Raw genomic sequence first — 25,145 nt, forward strand, 5'->3', positions numbered from 1 at the left:
CCGTGTCCCAGCTCTCCCCGGTGCTCAAGCAGGCCACCCCGGTCGTCGCCGTACGCGGCGAAGGCCTCCACCTCTACGACGCCGAGGGCCGCCGGTACCTCGACTTCACCTCCGGCGTGGGGGTGACCGGCACCGGCCACTGCCACCCGCGGATCGTCGAGGCCGTCCGCGAGCAGGCGGGCCGACTGATCCACGGGCAGTACACCACCGTGCTGCACGACCGACTCCTCACCCTCACCGAGCGGTTGGGCGAGGTGCTGCCGCCCGGCCTGGACTCGGTGTTCTACGCCACCGCCGGCACCGAGGCGGTGGAGGCGGCGCTGCGGCTGGCCCGGCACGCCACCGGGCGCCAGAACGTGATCGTCTTCGAGGGCTCCTTCCACGGACGCACCATGGGCGCCGCCTCGCTGACCACCGCCGGCACCCGGTTCCGGGCCGGCATCGGCCCGTTGATGCCCGGGGTCGCGGTGGCGCCCTTCCCGGCCTCCTTCCGGCTGGGGATGACGCCGGACGAGGCGGTGGCGCACGCGCTGCGCGGACTGGACGAGGTGCTCGCCACCGCCTGCGCGCCCGCCGAGACGGCGGCGATGTTCGTCGAGCCGGTGCTCGGCGAGGGCGGCTACGTGCCCGCCCCGCCCGGCTTCCTGGCCGGGCTGCGCGAGCGCGCCGACCGGCACGGCATCCTGCTGGTGGTGGACGAGGTGCAGTCCGGCTTCGGCCGCACCGGCCGGTTCTGGGCGCACGAGTACGAGGAGGGGGTGCGGCCGGACGTCCTGATCACCGCCAAGGGCCTGGCCAGCGGCTTCCCGCTGTCCGCGATCGCGGCGCCCGCCGAGCTGATGGGCCGCGCCTGGCCCGGCTCGCAGGGCGGTACCTACGGCGGCAACCCGGTGGCCTGCGCCGCCGCCCTGGCCACCCTGGACGTGCTGCGCGAGGAACGGCTGGTGGAGAACGCGGCCGAGCAGGGCGCCCGGCTGCTGGCCGGGCTGCGGACGGTCGCCGCCGAGGCGCCCGGGATCGCCGACGTCCGGGGTCTGGGGCTGATGGCCGCCAGTGAGTTCTGCCGGCCGGACGGCTCCCCGGACCCGGAGGCCGCGAAACGCGCCCAGCAGGCGGCCGCCGAGCACGGCTTGCTGCTGTTGCTCTGCGGGATCCACCTCAACGTGGTCCGGATGGCCCCCGCGCTGGTCGTCACGGCCGGGCAGATCGACGAGGCGCTCGAACTCTGGACGAAGGCCGTCGCGGCCGGCCGCCGGCAGGAAGGAGAGGACACGTGGACGCGGTGACGGAAATCGGCTGGAGCAGCCTGGAGCTGGAGGCCCGGCGGGCGCTCTGGTCGCTCCCGCTGGGGGAGGAGGAGCGGCGGCTGCTGTGGGCCGACGCGCGGGCCGGGCGGTGGGGCGCGGCCGGGCCGGTGCGCGAGCGGCTGCGGGACTTCGTCCGGGACGCCGTCGCCTCCGTCGGCATCACCCACGTCGGCGGCCTGGTGGACCCGGCGCACCCGGAGGAGGAGATCACCGAGGTGCTCTCCTTCCTGCTGCGCGACTACGGCCGGATCGTGCCGCAGAACGGGCGCGGCGACCTCACCTCGGTGCTGCGCGACCAGGACGGCGACGGCAACACCGAACTGGGCTTCCACTGCGACACCTGCGACCTGCTCGTCCTGCTGTGCCTGCGCCCGGCCTTCGACGGCGGCGGGCTGACCAAGCTGGCGAGCGCGCGGCACGTCCACGACCTGATCGCGCGGGAGCGGCCCGACGCGCTGGCCACGCTCCGCGAGGACTGGACCTTCGACCGGACCGGCCGGGCGGGCCCGCAGCGGGTGGTCACCCCGATCCTCTACCACCGGCAGGAGGGGACGGTCGGCTGCTACTACCAGACCCGCACCGTCCGCTCCTCCCCGGACCGGGGCGGACCGGAACTGACGGACCGTCAGTGGGAGGCGCTGGGCGTGCTGGACGAGGTGCTCTACCGCCCGGAGATCGCCTTCGGGCTGCCGATGGCCGCCGGGGACCTGCTGATCATTCGCAACAGCCGGGTGCTGCACGGGCGTTCGCCGTTCGTCGACGAACCCGGGCGGTACTCCCGGCGGATGCTCCGGATCTGGGTGAACGAGGGGGAGGAGTGGGCGCGTTGACCGCACCGCACGGAAGGGTCGCGATCGTCACCGGCGGGGGCAGCGGCCTCGGCCGGGCCTCGGCGCTGGCCCTGCTGGAGGCCGGCTGGACCGTCGCCGTCGCCGGGCGCCGCAAGGACGCGCTGGAGGAGACCGCTGCGCTGGCCGGCCCGGCCGCCGCCCGGGCGCTGCCCGTGCCGACCGACATCCGCAGCCCGGAGGAGGTCGCCCGGCTCTTCGACGCCGTCCGCGACCGGTACGGCCGGCTGGACCTGCTGTTCAACAACGCGGGCGCCGCCGCCCCGCGCCGACCGATCACCGAGACCCCGTTCGAGGACTGGAACCGGGTGCTGGACACCATCGTCACCGGCGGTTTCCTCTGCGCCCGCGAGGCCTTCCGGGTGATGAGCGCCCAGAGCCCGCAGGGCGGGCGGATCATCAACAACGGTGCGCCCTCGGCGCACGTGCCGCGCCCCCACTCCCTCGCGTACACCGCCGCCAAGCACGCCGTGCTCGGCCTCACCAAGGTGCTCGCCCTGGACGGCCGCCCGTTCGGCATCTCCTGCGGGCAGATCGACGTCGGCAACGTCGCCCCGCTCGACGGCGGCCCGCAGCCGGCCGCGATGCAGGCCGACGGGACGATGGCGGTCGAGGCGACCATCCCGGTGGAGCGCTTCACCGACGCCCTGCTGCTGATGGCCGCGCAGCCGCCGGACACCACCATCCAGTCCCTCGTGGTGCTGCCCGCCACCATGCCGTTCGTCGGGAGGGGATGACCGCGTGCTGGTCAGCGCACGCTCCTTCGCCGAGTACCGGGCGATGTTCGCACTCACCGATCGGGACCTGGAGCAACGCGTCCTGGACTGCCCGGGCGGCGCCGCGAGCTTCGTCGCCGAGGCCGGGCGCCGGGGCGTCGACGCCGTCGCGGTCGACCGCCAGTACGCCCACCAACGCGAGGAGTTGGGCCTGCTGGTGGAACGCGAGACGGCCTTCAAGCGCGAGCTGCTGGTCGAGGAGACGGCGGACCGCATCTGGTCGTGGTACGCCGACGTGGACGACCTGGTCCGCCAGTGGACCGCCAACGCCCGGGAGTTCCGCGCCGACATCGCGGCCCGCCCGGACCGCTACGTGGCCGGCTCGCTGCCCGAACTCCCCTTCCCCGACGACTCCTTCGACCTGGTGCTCAGCTCGCACCTGCTGTTCTCGTACGGCAACCGGCTGGACGAGGAGTTCCACCGGGCGGCACTGCTGGAGCTGGCCCGGGTGGCGCGCCGGGAGGTCCGGCTGTTCCCGCTGACGGTGTACGACACCGGCCTCCGCTACCGGGGGCTGGAGCGACTGCGCGGGGAACTGGCCGGGCTCGGGGTGCCGAGCCGGGTGGAGCGGGTGGCGTACGAGTTCCGGCCGGGGGAGCGCGAGATGCTGGTGCTCTCCTGTGCCGACCACCGCGGCCGACGGGCCCCGGCGGACGTGCGGGCGGCGGTGGCCGAGGACCGGGTGCGGTGGCGGCACCGGGAGGCGCCGTACGGGAGTTGACGGCAACGCGGTGCCCAGGGGCCCGCCGTCTCACCCCGTGGACGCCGTCCGTGGATTCCGCTCGAACCCGCGCGGTTTGCCCCTAAGCTGGCGGTGCAGCTGGTTCGCCCCGTCCGCCAGGCGGGGCGTCGCAAGAGGGAACCCGGTGACGCCTTTCGGTTCGGCCAGTCCGGGACTGCCCCGCAGCGGTGAGCGGGAACGACCGCCGTCATACGCACTGGGCCCGCGAGGGCCTGGGAAGCGACGGCCAGTAGGTGTCCGCCCTCGACGAGGGCGGGCGTGCCCGCGAGTCCGAAGACCTGCCACTGCCCGTGCGCGACCGTTCGCGCGCGGCCAACCGGTGACCTCGTGGGCGGGTCGGCGCACATACCAGGCGGAGCCGCGCCCGACCGCGCGCACCCGTCCGGTCCGTGACCCCTTCGCGCCCTCCTCCCGTCGCCGGTCCCAGGAGGAATCAGACTCGCGAAGGAGAGTCCCTTGACAGCGAAGTCCACAGCCGCGGCGAGCGTGGCCACCGCGTACGGCTACCCCCGGCAGGGCCGCCACCGGGAACTGAAGAAGGCGGTCGAGGGGTACTGGAAGGGCGCCGTCACGGCCGGGGCGCTGCTGGCCACCGCCGCCGGACTGCGCCGGGAGAACTGGGCGCAGCTCGCCGCAGCGGGCGTCCGGGAGGTCCCCACCGGTGACTTCTCGCTCTACGACCACGTGCTGGACACCACCGTGGCCGTCGGCGCGATCCCGCCCCGGCACCGCGCCGAGGTCGAGGCCGACGCCCTGGCCGGGTACTTCGCCATGGCGCGCGGCACCCAGGAGGTCGCGCCGCTGGAGATGACCAAGTGGTTCGACACCAACTACCACTACCTCGTCCCCGAGCTGGGTCCGGACACCACCTTCCGCGCCGACCCGGCCAAGGCGGTCGGCGAACTCGAGGAGGCCCTCGCCCTCGGGCACACCGCCCGCCCGGTACTGGTCGGCCCCGTCACCTACCTGCTGCTCGCCAAGCCCGCGCCCGGTGTCGCCCAGGACTTCCAGCCGATCACCCTGCTGGACCGGCTGCTCCCGGTGTACGCGCGGCTGCTGGCGGAGCTGAAGGCCGCCGGCGCCGCCTGGGTGCAGCTGGACGAGCCCGCCCTGGCGCAGGACCGCACCCCGGCCGAACTCAACGCCGCCGCCCGCGCCTACCGGGACCTCGGCGCCCGCACCGACCGGCCGAAGCTCCTGGTCGCGAGCTACTTCGACCGGCTCGGGGAGGCCCTGCCGGTGCTCGCCAAGGCCCCGGTCGAGGGCCTGGCGCTGGACTTCACCGGCCCGGCCGCCGGCAACCTGGACGACCTCGCCGCCGTCGGCGGCCTGCCCGGCAAGCGCCTGGTGGCCGGGGTGGTCGACGGGCGCAACATCTGGATCAACGACCTGGAGAAGTCGCTCGCCACCCTGGCGACCCTGCTCGGCCTCGCCGAGCGGGTCGACGTCGCGCCCTCCTGCTCCCTGCTGCACGTGCCGCTCGACGCCGCCGCCGAGCGCGACGTCGACCCGCAGATCGCCCGCTGGCTCGCCTTCGCCCGGCAGAAGGCCGCCGAGACGGCGCTGCTGGCCCGCGGCCTGCGCGAGGGCACCGGCGCGATCACCGCCGAACTCGCCGCCAACCGGGCCGACCTGGCCTCCCGCGCCAACTCGCCGATCACCCGCGATCCGGCGGTGCGCGCCCGCGCCGCCGCCGTGACCGCGGCGGACGCCCGCCGCGCCCAGGCCTACCCGCAGCGCGCCGAGGCCCAGCGGGCCCGGCTCGGGCTGCCGCTGCTGCCGACCACCACCATCGGCTCCTTCCCGCAGACCGCCGAACTCCGGCTCGCCCGAGCCGATGTGGCGGCCGGCCGGATCGACGCCGACGCCTACCGCGAGCGCATCGAGGCCGAGGTCCGCGAGGTGGTCGCCTTCCAGGAGAAGGCCGGCCTGGACGTCCTGGTGCACGGCGAACCCGAGCGCAACGACATGGTCCAGTACTTCGCCGAGCAGCTCACCGGCTACCTCGCCACCCGGCACGGCTGGGTGCAGTCCTACGGCACCCGCTACGTGCGGCCCCCGGTCCTGGCGGGCGACGTCTCCCGGCCGCACCCGATGACCGTCGACTGGTTCCGCTATGCCCAGGGGCTGACGGACCGTCCGGTCAAGGGCATGCTCACCGGCCCGGTCACCATGCTCGCCTGGTCCTTCGTCCGCGACGACCAACCGCTCGCCGACACCGCCCGCCAGGTCGCCCTCGCCCTGCGTGACGAGGTCACCGACCTGGAGGCGGCCGGCGCCGCCGTCGTCCAGGTCGACGAGCCCGCGCTGCGCGAGACCCTGCCGCTGCGGGCCGCCGCCCGCCCGGCCTACCTGGCCTGGGCCACCGAGGCCTTCCGGCTGGCCACCTCGGGCGTCCGCGCGGACACCCAGATCCACACCCACATGTGCTACGCCGAGTTCGGCGCGGTCATGGCGGCGATCGACGAGCTGGACGCCGACGTCATCTCGCTGGAGGCGACCCGTTCGCACATGGAGGTGGCCGGGGAGCTGGCCGCCGCGGGCTACCCGCGCGAGGTCGGCCCGGGCGTCTGGGACATCCACTCCCCGCGCGTCCCCGGCATCGAGGAGGCGCTCTCCCTGCTGCGGGCCGGCCTCGCCGCGATCCCGGCGGAACGGCTGTGGGTCAACCCGGACTGCGGCCTGAAGACCCGCGGCTGGCCGGAGACCCGCGCCTCCCTGGACAGCCTGGTGGGCGCCGCCCGCCGCCTGCGGGAGGAACTCGCGGGCTGACCCCGGACAGCACGGGACCCCGGAGGCCGCGCGGGCGGCGCGTCCTCCGGGGCGTCCCGGTGCGGGGTCGTCCAGGGCGTCCCGGTACAGGGGCGTCCGGGTCGACGTCAGGCGGCGCGGTGGACGTGGAAGCCGCGGCCGGTCTTCCGCCCGAGCAGTCCGGCCTCGACCATCCGGGAGAGCAGCGGCGGCGGTGCGTACAGCGGCTCCTTGTACTCCTCGTACATCGAGCGGGCGATCGCCTCGACGGTGTCCAGGCCGATCAGGTCGGCGAGCTGGAGCGGGCCCATCGGGTGGGCGCAGCCGTGGACCATCCCGGCGTCGATGTCCTCCGGGGCGGCGTGCCCGGCCTCGGCCATCCGGATCGCGGCGAGCAGGTACGGCACCAGCAGGGCGTTGACGACGAAGCCGGCCCGGTCCCGGGAGCGGATGACGCGCTTGCCGAGGACCCCGGTGGCGAAGGCCTCCACCCGGCGGACCACGGCGGGGTCGGTGTGCAGGGAGGTGACCAGCTCGATCAGCGGCATCACCGGGGCCGGGTTGAAGAAGTGCAGGCCCAGGACGTGCGCTGCCCGGCCGGTGGCGATGCCCAGGCGGGTGATCGGGATGGCGGAGGTGTTGGTGGCCAGGACGGCGTCCTCGGCGACGAGCACCTTGTCCAGGGTGCGGAGGACGTCGGTCTTGACCCGTTCGTCCTCGACGACGGCCTCGACGACCAGCTGGCGGTCGGCGAGCGCTTCGAGGTCGTCGGCGAACAGCAGGTGGGCCCAGGCGTCGGTGCGCTGCCGCTCGGTGATCCGGCCGCGGTCGACGGCGCGGTGCAGGGAGCGGTCGATCCGGGCCCGGGCGGCCCGCAGGGCGTCCCGGCCGTTCTCGCAGACGACGGTGTCGAGTCCGGCGCGGGCGAAGACCTCGGCGATGCCGGAGCCCATCGATCCGGCGCCGACCACGGCCACTCGGCGGATGTCGTTCATGGGGATGCCCTTCAGCTGACCGGTGCGGTGGTGCGGACGAGGTGGCGGGCGTAGGCGTCGGGGGTGAGGAAGGCGGGCAGCTCCGCGCCGAGGGCGGTGTCCGTCAGGACGCGCACCGCGGCGGCCACCAGCGCCGGGTCGGAGCCCTCGGCGAGCAGCGCGGCGCGCTCGCGGTCGATCAGCCGGCGCACCAGGTCGGGGGTGGCGAGCGAGCCGCCGGTGAGCCGGGTGCAGTGGTGCTGCCACTGCCAGATCTGGCAGCGGGCGATCTCGGCGGTGGCGACGTCCTCCATCAGCCCGAAGACGGCGACGGCACCGACGCCGCCGAGCCAGGCGGTGAGGTAGCGCAGGGCGACCGCGACGTTGGCGTGCAGGCCCTGCTCGGTGGGCAGGCCGGCGGTGAGCCGCTGGACGCCCAGCAGGTCGGCGGCGGTGACCTCGACGTCCTCGCGGCTGCGGTCGAGCTGGTGGGGGCGCTCGCCGAGGACGGCGTCGAAGGCGGTGCGGCAGGTCGCGACCAGGCCGGGGTGGGCGACCCAGGAGCCGTCGAAGCCGTCCCCGGCCTCGCGTTCCTTGTCGGCCCGGACCTTGGTCCGCGCCGCCTCGTCGGCCGCCGGGTCGCGCTGCGGGACGGCGGCGGCCATGCCGCCGATGGCGTGGGCGCCGCGCCGGTGGCAGGTGCGCACCAGCAGGTCGGTGTAGGCGCGCAGGAACGGCTGGGTCATGGTCAGGGTGGCGCGGTCCGGCAGCACGAAGCGCGGGCCGTGCCCGGCGAAGCTCTTGATCAGGCTGAACAGGTAGTCCCAGCGGCCCGCGTTGAGGCCGGCCGCGTGCTCGCGCAGCTCGTACAGGATCTCGTCCATCTCGAACGCGGCGGTGATGGTCTCGATCAGGACGGTCGCCCGGACCGTACCGTGCGGGATGCCCAACTCGGCCTGGGCGTAGGTGAAGACGTCGTTCCACAGGCGGGCTTCGAGGTGGTTCTCCAGTTTCGGCAGGTAGAAGTACGCGCCGGACCCGGCCGCGATCTGCGGCCGGCCGCAGTGGAACAGGTACAGGCCGAAGTCGACCAGCGCGCCGATCGCGGGGCGGCCGCCGACCAGCAGGTGGTGCTCGTCCAGGTGCCAGCCGCGGGGGCGGACCACGATGGTGGCCGGGTCGTTCCCGATGACGTACCGCTTGCCCTCCGGGGTGGTTTCGTCGATCCGGCGGTCGATCGCGTCGACCAGGTTGAGCTGGCCGGTGACGAGGTTGTGCCAGGTGGGGGAGGTGGCGTCCTCGAAGTCCGCGAGCCAGACCTTCGCACCGGAGTTGAGCGCGTTGACGGTCATCCGGCGCTCGGGCGGGCCGGTGATCTCCACCCGGCGGTCGTGCAGGCCGGGCCCGGCGCCCGCCACCCGCCAGCTCCGGTCCTCCCGGACGGCGCGGGTCTCCGGGCGGAAGTCCAGGGTGTCGCCGGCGGCCAACGCGGCGGCGCGGCGGGCACGTTCGGCGAGCAGCCCGGTCCGGCGGCCGGCGAACCGGTCGTGCAGGCGGGCGAGGAAGGCGAGCGCCTCGGGGGTGAGGATCTCGTCGAAGCGGTCCTCGGGCTCGCCGAGGATCTCGATGCGGCTGGGCTGGCTCATCCGGTTCTCCAGGAGGCGGGTGGGAGGCGCCCGGGGCCCCGTCCCTCAACGGGGCCCCGGGCGGCGGGTGGAAGGCGGCTCGTCCCCGACGAGGCCGCCGTGGTGAGCGGTCGGGCGCCGCCGGGGCGGCTCAGTGGAACTGCTCGGCCTCGGTCGATCCGGTGAGCGCCAGCGTCTCGGCCTTCGGGTTCAGCGCGGTGGAGACCAGGTCGAAGTAGCCGGTGCCGACCTCGCGCTGGTGCCTCACGGCGGTGTAGCCGTCCGGCACGGCCGCGAACTCGGCCTCCTGGAGGTCGACGTAGGCGGTCATGCCGTGCTCGGCGTAGCCGCGGGCGAGCTGGAACATCGAGTGGTTGAGGGCGTGGAAGCCGGCCAGCGTGATGAACTGGAAGCGGTAGCCCATCGCGCCCAACTCCCGCTGGAACTTGGCGATCCGGTCGTCGTCCAGGGCGGCCTTCCAGTTGAAGGAGGGCGAGCAGTTGTACGCCAGCATCTTGTCCGGGTGCTCGGCCTTGATCGCCTCGGCGAACTCCCGGGCCTGGGCGAGGTCCGGGGTACCGGTCTCCACCCAGATCAGGTCCGCGTACGGGGCGAAGGCCAGCCCGCGGGAGATCACCGGCGCCATGCCCGGCTCGACCCGGTAGAACCCCTCGGCGGTGCGCTCGCCGGTGCAGAACCGTGCGTCGCGCTCGTCCACGTCGCTGGTCAGCAGGTTGGCGGCGAGCGCGTCGGTGCGGGCGACGATCAGGGTCGGCACGTCGGCGATGTCGGCCGCCAGGCGGGCGGAGTTGAGGGTGCGGACGTGCTGGGCGGTGGGCACCAGCACCTTGCCGCCGAGGTGGCCGCACTTCTTCTCGGAGGCGAGCTGGTCCTCGTAGTGGATGCCCGCCGCGCCGGCCGCGATCATGCCCTTGGTGAGCTCGAAGGCGTTCAGCGGGCCGCCGAAGCCGGCCTCGGCGTCGGCGACGATCGGCACCAGCCACTCCGGGCCGTCGTTGCCCTCCGCCGCGTCGATCCCGTCGGCGCGCAGCAGCGCGTTGTTGATCCGGCGCACCACCTGGGGAACCGAGTTCGCGGGGTAGAGGCTCTGGTCGGGGTAGGTCTGCCCGGCCTGGTTGGCGTCCGCGGCGACCTGCCAGCCCGACAGGTAGATCGCCTGCAGCCCGGCCCTGACCATCTGCACGGCCTGGCCACCGGTGAGCGCGCCGAGCGCGTGCACGTAGTCGCGCTCGTGCAGCTGCCGCCACAGCCGCTCGGCGCCGCGCCGGGCCAGGGTGTGCTCCTCGCGCACCGTGCCGGACAGCCGCACCACGTCGGCCGCCGAGTAGCTGCGCTCGATGCCCGCCCAGCGGGGGTCGGAGGCCCATCGGGCGGCGAGCTCCGCCGCGCGCCGTTCCTGCTGCTGCCGTACCGACTGCGTCATGGGTCTGCTCCCCGGGGTGCTTGTTTGCGAAGGGTGTGAGGCGTTGTGACGGACCTCACCGTGCGGGCGAGTGGGCGGCCGGACGGTGCCGGGCTGCGGCGGAACACCGCGGGACGTGGATGCCCGGACAGCCCCCCGGACCGCGACCGACCGCCGCCGTACCAGGGGTTTCACCGCTGTCCTGCGCACCTCCCGGCCGCACCACCGACTCTGGCAGCTCCCCCGGCCCGCCGTCACCGGTGGACCGTTGCCACGTTCTGCGAACGATTCCCGGCGAATCGGCGAAGCCTGCGAAGGCCTGGCCCCCGCCCGCGCGGCTAGGCTGACGCCGACCGGGCCGGCCGACGCGCGGCCGCGGCGGAGCGGAGGGGGAGCACGCCATGGGAAAGACCTTCGCCGGCGCCAGGCTGCGCCGGCTGCGCGAGGAACGCGGTCTCAGCCAGGCCGCCCTCGCCCGGCTGATCGACCTCTCGCCCAGCTACCTCAACCAGCTGGAGCACGACGCCCGCCCGCTCACCGTGCCGGTCCTGCTGCGCCTCACCGAGGCGTTCGGGGTCGAGGTCGGGTACTTCGCCCCGCCGGACAGCGCCCGGCTCACCGCCGAACTGCGGGACGCGCTCGGCGAGGAGCTCGCGGCCGGCCGGGTCACCGGCGGGGACCTCGACGACCTGGCCGCGCGCCTGCCCGCCGTGGCCCGGCTGCTGATGGACCTCGGCCGCGGCCGACGGGCCGTCGCCGAGCAGCTCGCCGTCCTCGCCGGGGAGCGCGGGCCGGCCGCCGACTCCCTCACCCCGCACGAGCAGGTCCGCGAGTTCTTCTACCGCCGGCGGAACTACGTCGACGAACTCGACAGGGCGGCCGAGGAGTTGGCGACGGCCATCGGACTGCGGCGCGGCGGGGTGAGGTCGGTGCTGGCCGACCGGCTCGCCACCCGGCACGGCGTACGGACCGTCAGCGGCGGCGACCACCGCGCCGGCGAGCGCCGTGGCGGGGACTACGGCGGCGACCGTCCCGGAGGCGACCGTCCCGGAGGCGACCACCTGCACCGGTACGACCCGCGCAGCAGGGTGCTGAGCCTGTCCGACCGGCTGCGCCCCGGCCAGCAGGCCTTCCGGATGGCCACCCAGCTGGGCTACCTGGAGCACGACCCCCTGCTGTCCGAACTCGCCGCCCAGGACAGCCCGGAGGGCTCCACGGCCTGGGCGCTCACCCGGATCGGCCTGGCCAACTACTTCGCCGCAGCTCTGGTGCTGCCCTACACCGCCTTCCACGCCGAGGCGGAGTCGGCGCGCTACGACATCGAGCACCTCGCCGACCACTTCGGCGTCGGCTACGAGACGGTCTGCCACCGGCTCAGCACCCTGCAGCGGCCCCGGCTGCGCGGGGTGCCGTTCTCCTTCGTCCGGGTCGACCGGGCGGGCAACGTCTCCAAGCGCCAGTCCGCGACCGACTTCCACTTCTCGCGCACCGGCGGCACCTGCCCGCTGTGGAACGTCTACGAGGCCTTCGCCGCGCCCGGCCGGGTGCACGTCCAGGTCGCCGCGATGCCCGACGGCCGGCGCTACCTGTGGACCGCCCGCGCCGTCACCCGCTCACCCGGCGGCTGGGGGCGCCCCGGCAAGACCTTCGCGATCGGCCTCGGCTGCGAACTCCGCCACGCCGGACGGCTGGTGTACTCGGCGGGACTGGACCTGGGGGACGGGACGGCCGCCACCCCGATCGGCCTCGGCTGCAAGGTGTGCGACCGCCCGGCCTGTCCGCAGCGCGCCGCACCCGCCATCGGCCGGCCGCTGGCCGTCGACGAGCACACCAGCACCTTCGTCCCGTACCCGGCACTGCCCGAGCGGCGGGACTGACGGGGCGGCAGCGGCGACCGGGGGCGGAAACGCCGGAGGCCGGCCGGGGCGACGTGGTGTCGCCCCGGCCGGCCTCCGCTGTGGTACCGGTGCGGTGCCGGTGTCGTCGACGTCGCTCAGGGCACCGACGCGGCCGTCTCCGGCGCGGTCTCGCGGACGGCGGCGGTGGCCGGCTTCGGGGTGAGGAGACGTTCGGCGAGGTGGCCGAACAGCAGCCCGAAGGACGTCCAGAGGGTGAGTTGGATGGCGAGCGCCGCGAGGCGGAACTGCCAGAGCAGGGTGGCCGAGAAGTCCTCGGGCACCTCGTTGACGGCGGGCAGGAACGCGAAGGCGAGGCCCACGGCCACGGCGAAGCCGAGGACGGCCACCACGGTCGCGTACCAGGTGCCCAGGCGGGGCGCGAGCCGCTTGCCGACGATCACCGCGGCGACCGCCAGCAGCACGCTGAGCGCCATCATCAGGAAGTACAGCGTGGTGCGCTTGCCGATGGTCTCCGGATCGCCCACCGACGGCGGGTTGGCCGGGTACTTGAGGAACGGCACGACGTAGACCGCGACCAGCGCGACGCCGGACAGCAGGGCCGCCGTGGCGCGCGGGGAGAAGCGGCCGACCCGGCCGAGGGCGAAGCAGTAGGCCAGCGCGGCGATGCCGCCGAGCGAGACGGCGAAGACGAGCACGCCGGTGGCCAGGCCCGCGGTGGACTGCAGTGACCGGCTGACGACCTCCATCTCGTGCGCCCCGGGAGCGGTGTGGGCGTCCTCGTAGGCGATCGCCGCGTCCACCCGGGGCTCACCGAGCAGGTAGGCGACGACCAGGGCGAGCAGTCCGGCGCCGAGGCCGGCCAGCATGCCGCGGACGAGCAGGGATCTGACGGTTGCGGAGTTCACGGAGTCGACCCCTGGTCAGTGGCAGGGGAAACCGAGCAGGTGGCGACCGTCGTGCACCCACTCGTGCACGTCCTCGCCGGAGATGAGGGAGGTGGCGCCCTGCTCGGCGCCGACGAAGTAGACGAGGGCCATCAGCAGGATGCCGAAGAACACCGCCCAGGGCAGGATCGCCCTGACGGAGATGGGGGTGACCGCCGGAGCGGCGGGGGCAGCGGGGGCGATGGGGTGAGCCATGGCCGACCTCCTCTGGGAACACGCGTCCCGTTTCGATGGAGCACCGACGGCAGGGCGGGTCTGACTCGCCGGGCCGGGGCGGGGCCCTGGCCGTGGCTTCACAGTGGCGCGACCGTGCCGGAGTCTCACCGGGCTTCCGCGCTCTGCCGTCTTCAGTTGTCGGAGGGACGGTACCGTGTCCGGAACCCGCGGCCAAGGGGCTGCGCAGGGGCTCACGGGCGCGCGACCGGCACGCAGGCGGAAGCGGAATCCGGTGCGTGTGCGGTGCGCGGCCGGGTTCCGGGACGGGAGGGGAGCGGATGACGGTACGCGTGATGTTCGTCGCACCGGCGATCGGGGACGGGCTGCGCGCGGCGCGGTTCGGCGACGACGGCCCGCCGGAGGAGGCCGCCCTGGCGGCCGCCAGGGCGGCGGCCCGGTCACTTCCGGCGCCCGCCCGCGGCTACGCCTCGCCCTCGCCGCGCTGCGGCCGGACGGCGGAGGCGCTCGGCCTGGCCGCCGAACCGGACGGGCGGCTGGCCGACGTGGAGGTCGGGTCCTGGCGCGGGCGCACCCTCGACGAGGTCGCCGAGGCCGAGCCGGCGGCGTTCTCCGCCTGGCTGTCCGACCCGACGGCGGCCCCGCACGGCGGGGAGTCGGTCACCGACCTGATCGCCCGGGTCGGCGGTTGGCTGGAGGAGCGGTACGAACGGGGCGAACTCGACGGCCGGTCCGGGAGGTTGGCCGTGGTGGCCGAACCCGCGGTGGTCCGGGCGGCCGTGGTGCACGTGCTCGGGCTGCCCCCGGAGGTGTTCTGGCGGCTCGACGTCCGGCCGCTGTCGGTCACCGAGTTGTCCGGGCGCGCGGGGCGGTGGAACCTGCGCTGCGGCTGGGACCTGGCGCCCTGAGGCGTCCCGGTGCCGTGGACGCCGCGGTGGACGACGCCGTGGTGCCCGCGGACCGCCGGTCCGCGGGCACCATCGAACGTCTGTGGCCCGCGCGTCAGTTGACGGAGACCGCCGGGCTGCCCGGCTGGGTGGTGTCGGCGACCGGGCCGTACGTCGCGGAGAAGTACCCGTCGCCCGGGCAGAGCCCCGAGCCGCCGCTCTTGGCGAAGTGCTCGTTGCGGAAGGCCAGGCTGTGCGCGCCGTTGTCGGCGGCGCCGGTGAACGCGCCGGTGAGCTGGTAGGTGCAGGTGATGGTGCCGAACCAGCTGTTGAGCACGGCGGTGGCCTGGACCGGCCCGGCGGACCCGCCGGTGAGGGTCACCGGCAGCCCCGGGCCGTCGGAGAGGGTCACGCCGTACGGGAGGTTGCCGACGGTCAGGCTGCGCACCGAGGTGACCCCGGTGACGTTGCTGGTGCAGGAGCCGAAGGTCAGCCCGGTCAGCGAGCCGGTGGCCGAGCCCGGGGCCGCCGGGTTGGTGAGCACCGTCCCGGCGAGCTGGGCGACCGCGCAGGTCACCCCGGTGGTGCTGGTCGCGGTCGAGTAGAAGGTGGCGACGGTGCCCTTGGCGAGCGGTGCGGCGAGCGCGTCGCCGGGTGCGACGGCGGTGCCACCCGCTCCGCCGGTGGTGAGCACCGGGGCGGCGGCGACGGATCCGGTCGCGGTGCGCTCGGGCGTCGCGGCGGCCGGCACCGCGACGACGGCGAGCGCGGTGGTGGCGGCGAGGGCCGCGACGGCGGCGGCGGGGACGGCAAGGTGGCGGCTGAAGCGCATGGTGGGAAAGCCTCTTCCTCGGTGAGGGGCGAGAAGACGACCTTTCGCGGCTCGTGAGCGGCGGGGGACCGGGGAGCCGATACGTTCCAGAGCTGTTGTAGGGCGGTGACGGTGTGCCGTCAAGGCGATGGGCGCAACTTGCTGACTTTTCGTCAACAAGGTTTCGGAGCTTGGAGCGAGGCCGGGGCCGAGGCCGGTGCGGGGGTGCTCGACCCGGCCCCGCGGCCGCGCGAGCAGGCCGCGGGGGATGTGGTCGGGGTGGTGCCGACGTCGCCGTCGGCCCGGCCGTAGAGTTCCGGCCCGTGACTCCCACCACCGATCCCCCCGCCGGTCCCCCCGCCGACCCCACCCGTGCCGAACTCGCCGCCCTGCTCGCCGAGGTGCGCGCCTCCGCCGGACACCTCACCGCGACCCTCGACGGACTGACCGACCGGCAGGCGCGCGAGCCGTCCGCCCTGCCGGACTGGAGCCGCGCCCAGGTGATCACCCACCTCGCGCGCAGCGCCGACGCGTACCGCCGGCTGCTGACGCGGGCCGGGACCGGCGTCGAGTCCGGTCCGCGGGCCGACGCGGCCGCGCCGGCCCGGGCGCTGCGCGAGGGCGCCGACCGCGGCGCGGCCGAGCTCGTCGCGGACCTGCGGCGCAGCCTGGACGGGATGTTCGAGGCGGCGGCCGCGATGCCCGAGGACCGCTGGAGCGTGCTCGTCCCGGCCCTCGCGGGGTGGCGGCACCCCGCCTGGTTCACCCTCCACCGCGCCCGGCGCGAGTTCGAGACCCACCACGTCGACCTGAACCTCGGCCGCGGCCCGGCCGACTGGCCCGCCGGGTACGTCACCTGGGCGCTCGACGCGACCGCCGCGACCCTGGGCGCCCGGGACTTCCCCGTCGCCCGGCTGGAGGCCGTCGACCTCGGGCGCGCCTGGACGCTCGGGGCGGCCGGGCCCGTCGTCTCCGGCCCCGGCCACGTCCTGCTCGCCTGGCTCGCCGGACGCGGGCCGGCGCCGCGGGCGGCGGCCGCACCGGTGCCGCCGGTGCCGTCGGCGCCGCCCGCGCTGCCGGCACCGCCGGTGTGGCCGCTGCCGCCGGTGCCGGGCTGGGGCTGAGCACCGGGCGCGGTGCCGCCGTCGGCCGGACGTTCGGGGACTGACAGGGTCGCGTGGACGGGCGGTCTCGCCTCGTCCACCTCCCCGTCGGGCCGGCCACAGCGGGGGCGGTCCCCGGGAACGGCGGCCCCCGGGGCGTCCGCCGTCGGCGGGGGAGGTGGCGGACGGTCCGGCTCCGGGGGCCACTGGTGGAGAATTCCGTGGCATGACCTCACCTGGCGAGCCCGGCACGCCCGGCGAACCCGGCGAGCCCGGCACACCGGGCAGCCCACGGCGCCCGACGCTGGTGGCCGTCAGCGGGCCACCCGGCGCGGGCAAGACCACCCTGGCGCACGCCCTGGCCGACGCGCTCGGCTGGCCGGCGGTCTGCCGGGACGAACTCAAGGAACGGATGGCCGCCGCAGGCAGCTCGGATGCCGGCGCGGATCCCGGCCGGGACCTGGACCTGCGGACGTACGAGGCGTTCTTCCGCGCCCTCGGCGACCACCTCGCGGCGGGCACCAGCCTGGTGGCGGAGGCGGCCTTCCAGGACCGCCTCTGGCGTCCCGGCCTGGAGCCGCTCACGGGCCGGGCCGAGCTGCGGATCGTGCGCTGCGTCGTCGACCCCGAACGCGCCCGTCGCCGCATCGCCCGCCGGGCCGCCGACCTGCCCGGGCGGTCCGTGCACGCGGACGCCGCGTTCCTGCGCCGCATCGCGGCGGGGGAGCGGCCGATCGAGAGCTGGGTGCCGATCGGCCTGGACGTCCCCCGCCTGGTCGTGGACACCACGGAGGGCTGGCGGCCGCCGCTGGCGCGGATCGTCGCCTTCGCCGCGGGGGAGCCGTAGCGGGCCGTACGGGCTGCGCGGGCCTGCCCGGCGCCGGCGTTACCCTCGGCGGTATGGACGCGTCCCAGACCCCCGCCCGGGTGGCGGAGAGCGCGGCGGCGAAGGCCGCGGCGAAGGCGGTGGAGCGCGCGGCAGGCCCGGAGGGCCCGGCGGGCTCGGCCGCCCTCGCGGACCTGGTCCGACTGCTGGACCGGCGCGGTGTCGTGGTGCTCAGCGGCGCCGGCCTGTCCACCGAGTCCGGCATCCCCGACTACCGCGGGGCCACCGGCCGCCGCCGGACCGGCACCCCGATGACCTACCAGGAGTTCACCGGCAGCGAGGCCGCCCGGCGCCGCTACTGGGCCCGCAGCCACACCGGCTGGCCCGCGTTCGCCCGGGCCCGGCCGAACGCCGGTCACCGCGCGGTGGAGCGGCTGCGCCGGTCGGGCCACGTCACGGCGGTCATCACCCAGAACGTCGACGGACTCCACCACGCGGCCGGCACCCGGGAGGCCGTGGAACTGCACGGCGGGCTCGACCGGGTGGTCTGTCTGGACTGCCGTCGCACCAGCTCCCGCGCCGAACTGGACCGGCGCCTCGACGAGTTGAACCGGGGCTTCCGCCGGCCGGGAGCCGAGCTGCGCCCGGACGGCGACGCGCTGCTCGCTCCGGAGCAGGTGGCCGGGTTCCGGGTGGCGCCCTGCGCGGACTGCGGCGGCGTGCTCAAGCCGGACGTGGTCTTCTTCGGTGAGAACGTGCCCGCCGCCACCGTCGAGCGGTGCTACGAACTGGTGGACTCCGCAGGGTCGTTGGTGGTCCTCGGCTCCTCGCTCACGGTCCTGTCCGGCCTGCGCTTCGTCCGCCGCGCCGCCCGGGCGGGCCTGCCCGTCGCCATCGTCAACCAGGGCTCCACCCGCGGCGACGAGCTCGCCGCGCTGCGCCTCGACCTCCCGCTCGGCGCGACCATGACCGAGGCCGCCCGACTGCTGGGCGCCGCCTGACCGGGTCCCCCCGGGGCTGCCGGGCGGGGCACGGAGAGCACGAGGAACGCCTCGAATGGCTCGGTCTCGACTCCGCCGACCAGTTCGACCCCGCCGCCTTCGACCTGGGAGCGGTCGACACCACGCTCTCCAGCCACGCGACCGTGCTGATGCGGCACTGACGCCCGGACGCCCGGCCTGCACCGGGCGCCCCGCCACCGCAGCCGGGGCGACGGCGGCGGGTCCGCACAGGACCGGCGCGGTGCCGCACCAGGGCGTGCCCGCCGTACGGCCGGTAGCGGGCGCCGGTCAGCCCGCGGGCTGCCAGGGGCGGCCCGGCACCCACAGCGGCGCGGGGCCGCCGCGCTGCATCACCCGGGCAGCGTCCTGCTCCAGCCACCGGCAGACCCGCGCCGGGTCGTTGTCGCACAGCTCGACCAGCGCGGCCGCCGCGATCCGGGTGCAGCCCAGCACCAGGGCCAGGGTGTCCTGGCGGCGGTGCCGCTCCCGTACGTAGGCCTCGACCCGCTCGGTGATCCGGTCCTCGCCGAGCCCGTCCGCGTGCGCGTCCGCGGCGACGTGCGCGTCCGGGCCGTCGTCCACGCCGCCGTCCGGGCCGTCGTCCACGCAGCCGTCCGTACGACCGTCGCCGGACGGCTCGGCCCCGGCGGCCAGCGCCTGGACGGCGTGCCACACCAGGGTCAGCGCGCAGGGCTCGGCCGGGTGCGACACCTCGTCCCGGCGGGCCTCCTCGCGGGCCTCCGCCGACCGTTGCCCCAGCCACTCCAGGGCCGCCGACTCGTCGTCCGCGCAGGCCCGGACGACCAGCTGCGCGGCCCGCTCGGCGACCGCCCGCAGTGCCGCCGTCGCCGGCACCCGCAGGCCGGGCGCCGCCGGGTCGCCGAACGCCAGCCAGGCGTCCGCGAACGAGGCCGCCCGCAGGCCGCCCACCCAGGCGGGCGCACCGCCCGCCGTGCCCAGCCACTCCTGCGCGCCCAGCCGGACCAGTCCGACGGCGACCAGGTACGCCGCGTCTCCGTCGAGCCTCGACGGCCGTCCGTTGCGCCTCACACACACCACCCCCACCAGCGGTCATCACCCCGAGACGGCACATCCCATCACACCGGAGCGCGAACGAACTAGACAGGGCCACGTCACATTCCGGAACCGGTTCGGTGCCGCCCCGCCGGGCCGTCGGCGCAGGTGGGGCGACCGACCGGGGGATGTTGTCCCGGGCGCGGGGGTCGATCGGGGGTGAGGCGCAGTCAGGAGTGTTCTGCTGGCGGGCAGGCGGCCCGTGGGGCCGTCCGAGCCCCGGCGACCGTGCCGGCCGTCCCCGCCCGTCGATCATGCCGATCCACGTCGGTCGCGCCGGCATCCGGTCCTCGGGCCCAGCAAAGTCGATCAAGGAGAGACCATGACCCGCCCGTCCGCCGCCCGTACCCGCCGGGCCGCCGGCGCCGTCTCCGCCGCCTGCGCCGCCCTCGCCCTGCTCGCCGTGACCCCGGCCGTCGCCGTCGCGCCGCCGCTGTCCGACCCCCGGATCGTCGCCCACTTCGACCTGGCCCAGGGACAGCAGCCGGAGAACATCGCCCTCGAACCGGACGGCTCCGCCGACCTCACCCTGTCCTTCGCCCGGCAGGTCGGCCGGGTCGACACCGACGGCCACCTCACCGTCCTCGCCACCCTGCCCGCCCCCGCCGACCCGGCCACCCCGCTGATCGGCGCCGCCATCGTCACCGGCATCGCCCGCGCCCACGACGGCACCCTCTACTTCGGCTACGCCACCGGCACCGAGGACCTCCAGGGCATCTGGCGGCTCTGCCCCGGCGGCACCCCCGAGCGGATCGCGGCCCTGCCGGTCACCGGATTCCCCAACGGCCTCGCCCTCGACCAGCACGAGGGCCGGCTCTACACCGCCGACTCGGCGCTCGGCGTCGTGTACGCCGTCCCGGCGGACGGCGGCCCGGCCACGACCTGGTCCGACGACGCCCTGCTCAAGCCCACCGCCGCGTTCGGCGCCAACGGCCTCAAGGTGCACCACGGCGCGGTCTGGGTCAGCAACACCGACACCGGGAACGTGGTGCGCATCCCCATCGGCGACAACGGCACGGCCGGGCCCGCCGAGGTGCGGGTGGGCGGCCTCGCGGGCATCGACGACTTCGCCTTCACCGGGCGCGGCGACGCCCTGATCGCCGCCCTGAACAGCCCGAACCAGGCCGTCTACGTCGCCGGCGACGGCAGCCACCACACCGTGCTCACCGGCACCGACGGCCTGTCCAACCCGACCTCGGTGGCCGTGCGCGGCGGGAAGGTGTACATCCCGAGCGCGGCGTACTTCACCCGGGCGGACCCCAACCTGCTGCTCGCCCACCTGCAGCGCTGACCGGCGCCCTCCGCCCGGCCCCGCACCCCCGGCCGTCCGCCGGGCCTCGACGCGGTGGCCGGGCGGGGGCGTTCCCGGGCCGCTCCTGGGCGTTCCCGGGCACCGTCGGGCTGTCGGGGTTCCCGCAGTCAGCTCGTCGTGGTGCCCGCGGCCCTGGCGCGTTCGGCGTCGATCCGGGCGTGGGCGTCGGCCCAGGGGACGGGGAGCCGTTCGACGGGGAGGGGCCAGAAGGTGAACGTGGACTCCTTCATGGTGGCGCGCAGGCCCGTCATCACGGAGCGGTGCGGCTGGGCGGCGGCGAAGGCGTCGAGCGCCTCGCGGCTCTCCCAGGCGGACAGCGTGTAGAAGGTCCGCCGCAGCGGCCGGGCGATCAGGGAGGCGCCGAGGGCGCCGGGCGCGCTGCGCAGCTGACGCCAGACGGCCAGCGACTTGACGAAGAAGCGGGGCACGTCGGCGAGTGACCGCACCTCGAAGCGGGAGGCCATGACGACCGCCGAGGTGCCGGGGGTGGCGGGGTTCGGGGTGATCCAGGGCAGTGCGGGCATGGCTGACACTCCTCGTCGGGGACGGCGCCATATTGGGTAGTGGCACTATCTATGTTAGACAGTGCGGGTATCCAGATGTCCAGAGGAATTGGACGACGAACCGAAGGGGAGGCGGGTGCGGCCGTGCGCATCTCCGAACTGAGCCGCCGCAGCGGCGTTCCGACCGCGACGATCAAGTACTACCTGCGCGAGGGGCTGCTGCCGCCCGGCCGTGCCACCGCCGCCACCCAGGCCGAGTACGACGAGACCCACCTGCGCCGCCTGCGCCTGGTCCGCGCGCTGATCGGCGTCCGCGGGCTCAGCGTCAGCGCCACCAAGGAGGTCCTCGGCGCGGTGGCCGCCCACGCGGGCGAACGCCACCAGGTCCTCGGGCTGGTCCTCGGCGCCCGCCCGGTCGACGAGGACGCCGAACCGGCCCCCGGCGCCCCCGAGGTCGACGCCCTGATCGGCGAACTCGGCTGGCAGGTCTCCGAACACGCCCCCGCCCGCGCCGTCCTCGGCGAGACCCTCGAAACCCTCCGCTCCCTCGACGAGGAGGTCTCCCACGCCGCCCTCCTCGGCTACGCCGCCCTCGCCGAACGGACCGCCGCCCTCGACCTCGACCAACTCGACCCGCAGGCCGACCCCGTCGACCAGGCCGAAAGCGCCCTGCTCCGCACCGTCCTGCTGGAGCCCGCCCTGCTCGCCCTCCGCCGTCTCGCCCAGGAGAACGAATCCGCCCGCCGCAACACCTGACCGGCGGGCCGACGGCGCGGTTCGGTGTCGGGGGCGACGGCGTGCCAGGTGATCGGCGCAGGGGTCGGGGCCGTACGGTCGGCGCATGTTCCTCGGCCTGGTGTCCGCTCTTCTGGCCGCGCTGCTCACCGGCTCGGCCACCGTGTTGCAGGCGGTCGGGGCCCGCCGTGCCGCCGCCGCGGAGGTGGCGGCGGGAGAGGCGGCCGCGTTGGCCGGTGCGCTGCGGCAGTGGCCGTTCCTCGCGGGGATCGGGATGGACATGTGCGGCTTCGCCGCCGAGCTCGTCGCCCTGGAGCGGCTGCCGCTCTACGTGGTCGAGGCCGCGCTGGCCTCCGCGCTCGCCGTGACGGCCGTCGGCGCGGCCCGGGTGCTGCGGGTGCGGCTGCGGCGCAGCGAGTGGGCCGGGGTGGTGGCGGTCTGCGCGGGTCTGCTGCTGCTGGCGCTGACCGCCGGGCGGGACGGCCACGGCACCGGCGACGACGCGCTGCGCCTGGGGGTCCTGCTGGTCGCGGTGGCCCTGCTCGGCGCGGGCTGGGCGGTCGTGCGCTACGGCGGTGCCCGCCGCGCCCCGCTGCTCGGGCTGGTCGCCGGGCTGCAGTTCGGCGTGATCGGGGTGGCCGTGCGGGTGCTGCCGGAGCCGCGGCTGCCACAGCTGCTGACCGAGCCCTCGGCCTACGCGGTCGCGGTCGCCGGGCTCGGCGGCTTCGCCGCGCTGACCTGGGCCATGCAGCACGGTTCGGTGACCTCCGCGACGGCCGCGATGGTCCTGGGCGAGACCCTCGGCCCGGCAGCGGTCGGCATCCTCGTCCTCGGCGACCACACCCGCCACGACCTCACCCCGGTCGCCGTCCTCGGCTTCCTGGCCGCCGTGGCCGGAGCCCTCACGCTTGCCCGCTTCGGCGACGCCGAGCAGCCGGCCACCCCGGCTTGAGGGCGGGCGGGGGCGGGGAGGGCGTGGACTCCGCCGGGTGGGCGGGGTCAGGGTCCAGGGGCCGGGGGCGTCAGCCGCCGTGGCGGGAGCCCTCACGCTTGCCCGCTTCGGCGACGCCGAGCAGCCGGCCACCCCGGCTTGAGGGCGGGCGGGGGCCGGAAGGGTGTGGACCCCGCCGGGTGGGCGGGGTCCGGGGGCGTCAGTTGTCGTCGGTGGCCGAGTCGGTGTCGGCTTGGGTGGCTGCGGTGTCGGCGGCGTCGAGTTTGTGCTGCAGGTCCTGGACCTGGCTGCTGTCGGCGGTACCGGGTGCCGGGTGGTCGGTGGGGCCGCCGCAGGCGGTGAGGAGGGCGGCCCCGGCGAGGGTGAGGGCGAGGAGGGCGGCGCGGAGGGCCGGCGGGCGGCGGGTCACTTGGACGCGCCCTCGTTGTGGGCGGCGCACCAGGTGGCCACGGCGTTGAGGTCGGCCTGCCGGGTCTGCAGGGTGGTGACCAGGCCCTTGCGGGCGGTGAGGCGGTCGTTGAGGAGCTTCGCGATCTCGGTGTGACCGGCGGCCTTGGCGTTGTCGGCGCGCTGCTGCAGCCGGGCGACCGACCCGGCCACGGTGGCGTCGCCGCCCAGCCGGGTCAGCGCCTTGGTGACGTGCTGCTCGGTCTTCGGAAGCCGCTTGCAGATGGCCTTCGCGCCGTCACCGGTGGGCGTGGACCCGGCGGACGGGGAGCCGGCCGCTCCGTCGGCCTGCGCCGGGGCGGCGGCGAGCAGCGAGCCGGCGAGGGCGAGGGCACCGAGGGCGGCGGCCCGGCGGCCGGTGAGCCGGCGGCGGACGGACGTGGCGGACGTACGGGTGGCGGACATGGGCGTCCCTTTCTGCCGTGGACGGTCGCGGAGACCGGGCCGGTGGTCGCGGGCCCGGTCCGGCCCGGTCGTCGGGAGCGTAGGACGGGTTCTTGTGGATTCCTTGTGGACCGCGGAGCGGGTGGAGGCGTCCGGCTCAGCGCTCCCCGCCGGTGATCCAGTCACGCCGGACCGGCAGCTGGAGGGTCGGCCGGTCGGCGTCCGGCAGGGGCAGGCGGACCTCCAGCCGGCAGCCGGTCCCGTCCGGCGGTTCGGTGATCCGGACGCTGCCCCGGTGCAGCGCGGCCTGCTGGGCGACCAGGGTGAGCCCGAGCCCCGAGCCGGGGCTGTCGCGGCGGCGGTGGAAGCGGTGGAAGACCGTTTCGCGCTCGGCCGGGGGGATGCCGGGCCCGGCGTCGTCGACGGTGAGCAGCGCGACCGTACCGGTCGGGGCCAGCCGGAGCGTCACCCGGGCCGGTCCGCTCCGCTCCGGGCCGCCGCGGCCGTGCACGGCGGCGTTGACCAGCAGGTTGACGAGCATGATCCGCAGTCCGGGCTCCCAGCCGAACACCCTGAGCTCCGAGGGGAGTTCCACGGTGATGTCGGCTTCGGGGTGGCGGCGCCGGGCGTCGTCGGCGGCCGCGTCGGCGAGTTCGGCGAGGTCGACCGGGCCGAAGGAGTCGACCTCGACGAGGTCGCCGCGGGCGAGCGTGCCGAGCGCGGTGAGCAGGTCCAGCAGCCGGGTGTGGTCGTCGCGCAACTCGTCGACGATCTCGGCCCGTTCACCGGACGGGAGGTCCGGGTGGGCGGCCAGCACGTCGAGGTTGGTGCGCAGGCTCATCAGCGGGGTGCGCAGCTCGTGCGAGGCGGCGGAGGAGAACGAGCGCGCCGTTTCCAGGGCTTGGGCGGTGCGCAGCGCCTGTTCGTCGTAGCGGCAGAGCAACAGGGCCAGGGCGGAGGCCAGTTCGTCGACCTCGGTGGTGCCGCTGCGCTCCGCCGCGAAGGCCGCGGAGGCGGTGGGGCCGGCCGAGTCGGTCGGGCCGGCCGAGCCGGCGGAGACCGCCGGAACGGCCGGCGCCGCCGGGTCGAGTTCGGCGGCGCGGCGGCTGAGCCGGCGCAGCGGTGCGGTGGCGCGCTCGGCGAGGGCGAAGCCGATCAGCGCGGAGACCGGCGCGGCGATCGCCGCCACGAGCAGGATCCGTCGGCGCACCGCCGCCGTCTGGTCGCCGGCCAGACCGCCGGGCTCGCTGACCCAGAGCGTGCCGGTGCCGCCGCTCGCCCCGGTGCCGGTGGCCCGGACGGTCAGCACCCGCCAGGCCGCGCCGTGGTCGTGGACGGTGGCGGGTCCGCCGGGCGCGGTGGGGAAGGCCCGGTCGTCGGCGGGCTGCGGGCCGACGGACAGCAGGACGGTGCCGTCCTCGGCGGTGACCCGTACGCCCGAGTCCAGCGCGGCGTCCACCACCTTGCGCTGCTGGTTCTGCTCGACCTTGGGCTTGCCGCGGGTGTCGGCGGCGATCAGCGTCCGCACGCTCGGCAGGACGGCGGCGGCCCGCTCGTGCAGCCGGGCGTCCTGCTGGTGCCGCAGGTCCCGGCCGACCAGCGGCAGCAGGAGCAGCCCGGCGAGCACCACCAGGACGGGCACCACGGCGGCGGCCCACAGGGCGATCCGGGTGGAGAGCTTCACGGC

The 25,145-nt window shown here is 75.7% G+C and carries 24 protein-coding genes and 1 riboswitch; of the genes, 13 read left to right on the plus strand and 11 right to left on the minus strand.

Features of this window, described 5'->3' with window-relative positions:
• The first annotated feature begins 2 nt into the window (after nt 1-2).
• The 5 genes from ACIRD3_RS18670 (at nt 3) to metE (ending at nt 6,445) form a co-directional block, all read left to right on the plus strand.
• A complete protein-coding gene (locus ACIRD3_RS18670; protein WP_402217724.1) occupies nt 3-1,286 on the plus strand; it encodes an aspartate aminotransferase family protein in 1,284 nt (427 codons plus the stop codon).
• Complete coding sequence (locus ACIRD3_RS18675) at nt 1,274-2,137, plus strand: TauD/TfdA family dioxygenase (RefSeq protein ID WP_402217525.1); 864 nt, start codon at nt 1,274-1,276, stop codon at nt 2,135-2,137. The genes ACIRD3_RS18670 and ACIRD3_RS18675 overlap by 13 nt, the downstream gene beginning before the upstream one ends.
• Nucleotides 2,125-2,892 carry an SDR family oxidoreductase gene (locus ACIRD3_RS18680; protein WP_402217528.1) on the plus strand — a complete coding sequence of 256 codons (768 nt, stop codon included), beginning with the start codon at nt 2,125-2,127 and terminating at the stop codon, nt 2,890-2,892. Before ACIRD3_RS18675 ends, ACIRD3_RS18680 begins: the two co-directional genes overlap by 13 nt.
• 4 nt (nt 2,893-2,896) lie before the next feature.
• A complete protein-coding gene (locus tag ACIRD3_RS18685; RefSeq protein WP_402217530.1) occupies nt 2,897-3,652 on the plus strand; it encodes a methyltransferase domain-containing protein in 756 nt (251 codons plus the stop codon).
• A 132-nt stretch (nt 3,653-3,784) separates the two neighbouring features.
• Nucleotides 3,785-3,953: riboswitch (cobalamin riboswitch) on the plus strand.
• A 176-nt stretch (nt 3,954-4,129) separates the two neighbouring features.
• Complete coding sequence (gene metE, locus ACIRD3_RS18690) at nt 4,130-6,445, plus strand: 5-methyltetrahydropteroyltriglutamate--homocysteine S-methyltransferase (protein ID WP_402217533.1); 2,316 nt, start codon at nt 4,130-4,132, stop codon at nt 6,443-6,445.
• A 107-nt stretch (nt 6,446-6,552) separates the two neighbouring features.
• On the opposite strand, the gene ACIRD3_RS18695 is transcribed toward metE, so the two are convergent.
• The 3 genes from ACIRD3_RS18695 to aceA all read right to left on the minus strand — a co-directional run bounded on the left by ACIRD3_RS18695 (nt 6,553) and on the right by aceA (nt 10,467).
• Nucleotides 6,553-7,419, minus strand: a complete 867-nt coding sequence (locus ACIRD3_RS18695) for a 3-hydroxybutyryl-CoA dehydrogenase (RefSeq protein ID WP_402217536.1) — start codon at nt 7,417-7,419, stop codon at nt 6,553-6,555.
• Nucleotides 7,420-7,430: 11 nt separating this feature from the next.
• Nucleotides 7,431-9,044, minus strand: coding sequence for a malate synthase A (gene aceB, locus ACIRD3_RS18700; RefSeq protein ID WP_402217538.1), 1,614 nt, complete (start codon nt 9,042-9,044; stop codon nt 7,431-7,433).
• A gap of 130 nt (nt 9,045-9,174) precedes the next feature.
• Nucleotides 9,175-10,467, minus strand: coding sequence for an isocitrate lyase (gene aceA, locus ACIRD3_RS18705; protein ID WP_402217541.1), 1,293 nt, complete (start codon nt 10,465-10,467; stop codon nt 9,175-9,177).
• Nucleotides 10,468-10,847: 380 nt separating this feature from the next.
• Here aceA and ACIRD3_RS18710 point away from each other — a divergent pair, with 380 nt between their 5' ends.
• Complete coding sequence (locus ACIRD3_RS18710; protein WP_402217544.1) at nt 10,848-12,323, plus strand: short-chain fatty acyl-CoA regulator family protein; 1,476 nt, start codon at nt 10,848-10,850, stop codon at nt 12,321-12,323.
• Between the two features lie 116 nt (nt 12,324-12,439).
• Here ACIRD3_RS18710 and ACIRD3_RS18715 read toward each other — a convergent pair whose 3' ends face one another.
• Entirely contained in the window at nt 12,440-13,210 is a 771-nt protein-coding gene (locus tag ACIRD3_RS18715) for a CbtA family protein (RefSeq protein ID WP_402217546.1), read from the minus strand.
• 15 nt (nt 13,211-13,225) lie between these two features.
• Complete coding sequence (locus tag ACIRD3_RS18720) at nt 13,226-13,444, minus strand: CbtB domain-containing protein (protein ID WP_402217549.1); 219 nt, start codon at nt 13,442-13,444, stop codon at nt 13,226-13,228.
• Between the two features lie 299 nt (nt 13,445-13,743).
• On the opposite strand from ACIRD3_RS18720, the gene ACIRD3_RS18725 reads away from it, so the two are divergent.
• Nucleotides 13,744-14,331: a histidine phosphatase family protein gene (locus ACIRD3_RS18725; RefSeq protein WP_402217551.1), complete on the plus strand. Its 588-nt coding sequence runs from the start codon at nt 13,744-13,746 to the stop codon at nt 14,329-14,331.
• A gap of 94 nt (nt 14,332-14,425) precedes the next feature.
• Here the strand turns inward: ACIRD3_RS18725 and ACIRD3_RS18730 are convergent, their stop codons facing one another.
• On the minus strand, nt 14,426-15,142 hold the full coding sequence (locus ACIRD3_RS18730) for a Tat pathway signal sequence domain protein (RefSeq protein WP_402217553.1): 717 nt from the start codon (nt 15,140-15,142) through the stop codon (nt 14,426-14,428).
• Nucleotides 15,143-15,444: 302 nt separating this feature from the next.
• On the opposite strand from ACIRD3_RS18730, the gene ACIRD3_RS18735 reads away from it, so the two are divergent.
• The 3 genes from ACIRD3_RS18735 (at nt 15,445) to ACIRD3_RS18745 (ending at nt 18,051) form a co-directional block, all read left to right on the plus strand.
• Nucleotides 15,445-16,245 carry a maleylpyruvate isomerase family mycothiol-dependent enzyme gene (locus tag ACIRD3_RS18735; protein WP_402217555.1) on the plus strand — a complete coding sequence of 267 codons (801 nt, stop codon included), beginning with the start codon at nt 15,445-15,447 and terminating at the stop codon, nt 16,243-16,245.
• A 205-nt stretch (nt 16,246-16,450) separates the two neighbouring features.
• A complete protein-coding gene (locus tag ACIRD3_RS18740; protein ID WP_402217558.1) occupies nt 16,451-17,071 on the plus strand; it encodes an AAA family ATPase in 621 nt (206 codons plus the stop codon).
• A gap of 53 nt (nt 17,072-17,124) precedes the next feature.
• Nucleotides 17,125-18,051 (plus strand): NAD-dependent protein deacetylase, encoded by a 927-nt coding sequence (locus tag ACIRD3_RS18745; RefSeq protein ID WP_402217561.1) that lies wholly within the window; start codon nt 17,125-17,127, stop codon nt 18,049-18,051.
• 288 nt (nt 18,052-18,339) lie between these two features.
• On the opposite strand, the gene ACIRD3_RS18750 is transcribed toward ACIRD3_RS18745, so the two are convergent.
• Nucleotides 18,340-19,101 (minus strand): hypothetical protein, encoded by a 762-nt coding sequence (locus tag ACIRD3_RS18750; protein ID WP_402217564.1) that lies wholly within the window; start codon nt 19,099-19,101, stop codon nt 18,340-18,342.
• A gap of 346 nt (nt 19,102-19,447) precedes the next feature.
• On the opposite strand from ACIRD3_RS18750, the gene ACIRD3_RS18755 reads away from it, so the two are divergent.
• Nucleotides 19,448-20,416, plus strand: coding sequence for a hypothetical protein (locus ACIRD3_RS18755; protein ID WP_402217567.1), 969 nt, complete (start codon nt 19,448-19,450; stop codon nt 20,414-20,416).
• A 128-nt stretch (nt 20,417-20,544) separates the two neighbouring features.
• Here the strand turns inward: ACIRD3_RS18755 and ACIRD3_RS18760 are convergent, their stop codons facing one another.
• Nucleotides 20,545-20,961 (minus strand): DUF3291 domain-containing protein, encoded by a 417-nt coding sequence (locus tag ACIRD3_RS18760; protein WP_402217569.1) that lies wholly within the window; start codon nt 20,959-20,961, stop codon nt 20,545-20,547.
• A gap of 123 nt (nt 20,962-21,084) precedes the next feature.
• Between ACIRD3_RS18760 and ACIRD3_RS18765 the strand changes: the two genes are divergently transcribed.
• Nucleotides 21,085-21,696, plus strand: a complete 612-nt coding sequence (locus ACIRD3_RS18765) for a MerR family transcriptional regulator (RefSeq protein WP_402217571.1) — start codon at nt 21,085-21,087, stop codon at nt 21,694-21,696.
• Between the two features lie 85 nt (nt 21,697-21,781).
• Nucleotides 21,782-22,627, plus strand: a complete 846-nt coding sequence (locus tag ACIRD3_RS18770) for a hypothetical protein (RefSeq protein WP_402217574.1) — start codon at nt 21,782-21,784, stop codon at nt 22,625-22,627.
• A 199-nt stretch (nt 22,628-22,826) separates the two neighbouring features.
• Here ACIRD3_RS18770 and ACIRD3_RS18775 read toward each other — a convergent pair whose 3' ends face one another.
• The 3 genes from ACIRD3_RS18775 to ACIRD3_RS18785 form a co-directional block, all read right to left on the minus strand.
• Nucleotides 22,827-23,036, minus strand: a complete 210-nt coding sequence (locus ACIRD3_RS18775) for a hypothetical protein (RefSeq protein WP_402217576.1) — start codon at nt 23,034-23,036, stop codon at nt 22,827-22,829.
• On the minus strand, nt 23,033-23,479 hold the full coding sequence (locus ACIRD3_RS18780; RefSeq protein WP_402217578.1) for a hypothetical protein: 447 nt from the start codon (nt 23,477-23,479) through the stop codon (nt 23,033-23,035). The genes ACIRD3_RS18775 and ACIRD3_RS18780 overlap by 4 nt, the downstream gene beginning before the upstream one ends.
• A gap of 136 nt (nt 23,480-23,615) precedes the next feature.
• Nucleotides 23,616-25,142 carry a sensor histidine kinase gene (locus ACIRD3_RS18785; protein WP_402217581.1) on the minus strand — a complete coding sequence of 509 codons (1,527 nt, stop codon included), beginning with the start codon at nt 25,140-25,142 and terminating at the stop codon, nt 23,616-23,618.
• Nucleotides 25,143-25,145: the final 3 nt, after the last annotated feature.

Origin of the sequence: Kitasatospora sp. NPDC093550 (genome assembly GCF_044764985.1) — a bacterium.
In the GTDB taxonomy this organism is placed as follows: domain Bacteria; phylum Actinomycetota; class Actinomycetes; order Streptomycetales; family Streptomycetaceae; genus Kitasatospora.

Coding starts and splice junctions, on each gene's coding strand:
- ACIRD3_RS18695 (WP_402217536.1), bottom strand. CDS start 7,419: ATGAACGACATCCGCCGAGTGGCCGTGGTCGGCGCCGGATCGATGGGC.
- aceB (WP_402217538.1), bottom strand. CDS start 9,044: ATGAGCCAGCCCAGCCGCATCGAGATCCTCGGCGAGCCCGAGGACCGC.
- aceA (WP_402217541.1), bottom strand. CDS start 10,467: ATGACGCAGTCGGTACGGCAGCAGCAGGAACGGCGCGCGGCGGAGCTC.
- ACIRD3_RS18710 (WP_402217544.1), top strand. CDS start 10,848: ATGGGAAAGACCTTCGCCGGCGCCAGGCTGCGCCGGCTGCGCGAGGAA.
- ACIRD3_RS18720 (WP_402217549.1), bottom strand. CDS start 13,444: ATGGCTCACCCCATCGCCCCCGCTGCCCCCGCCGCTCCGGCGGTCACC.
- ACIRD3_RS18725 (WP_402217551.1), top strand. CDS start 13,744: ATGACGGTACGCGTGATGTTCGTCGCACCGGCGATCGGGGACGGGCTG.
- ACIRD3_RS18730 (WP_402217553.1), bottom strand. CDS start 15,142: ATGCGCTTCAGCCGCCACCTTGCCGTCCCCGCCGCCGCCGTCGCGGCC.
- ACIRD3_RS18740 (WP_402217558.1), top strand. CDS start 16,451: ATGACCTCACCTGGCGAGCCCGGCACGCCCGGCGAACCCGGCGAGCCC.
- ACIRD3_RS18745 (WP_402217561.1), top strand. CDS start 17,125: ATGGACGCGTCCCAGACCCCCGCCCGGGTGGCGGAGAGCGCGGCGGCG.
- ACIRD3_RS18755 (WP_402217567.1), top strand. CDS start 19,448: ATGACCCGCCCGTCCGCCGCCCGTACCCGCCGGGCCGCCGGCGCCGTC.
- ACIRD3_RS18760 (WP_402217569.1), bottom strand. CDS start 20,961: ATGCCCGCACTGCCCTGGATCACCCCGAACCCCGCCACCCCCGGCACC.
- ACIRD3_RS18770 (WP_402217574.1), top strand. CDS start 21,782: ATGTTCCTCGGCCTGGTGTCCGCTCTTCTGGCCGCGCTGCTCACCGGC.
- ACIRD3_RS18780 (WP_402217578.1), bottom strand. CDS start 23,479: ATGTCCGCCACCCGTACGTCCGCCACGTCCGTCCGCCGCCGGCTCACC.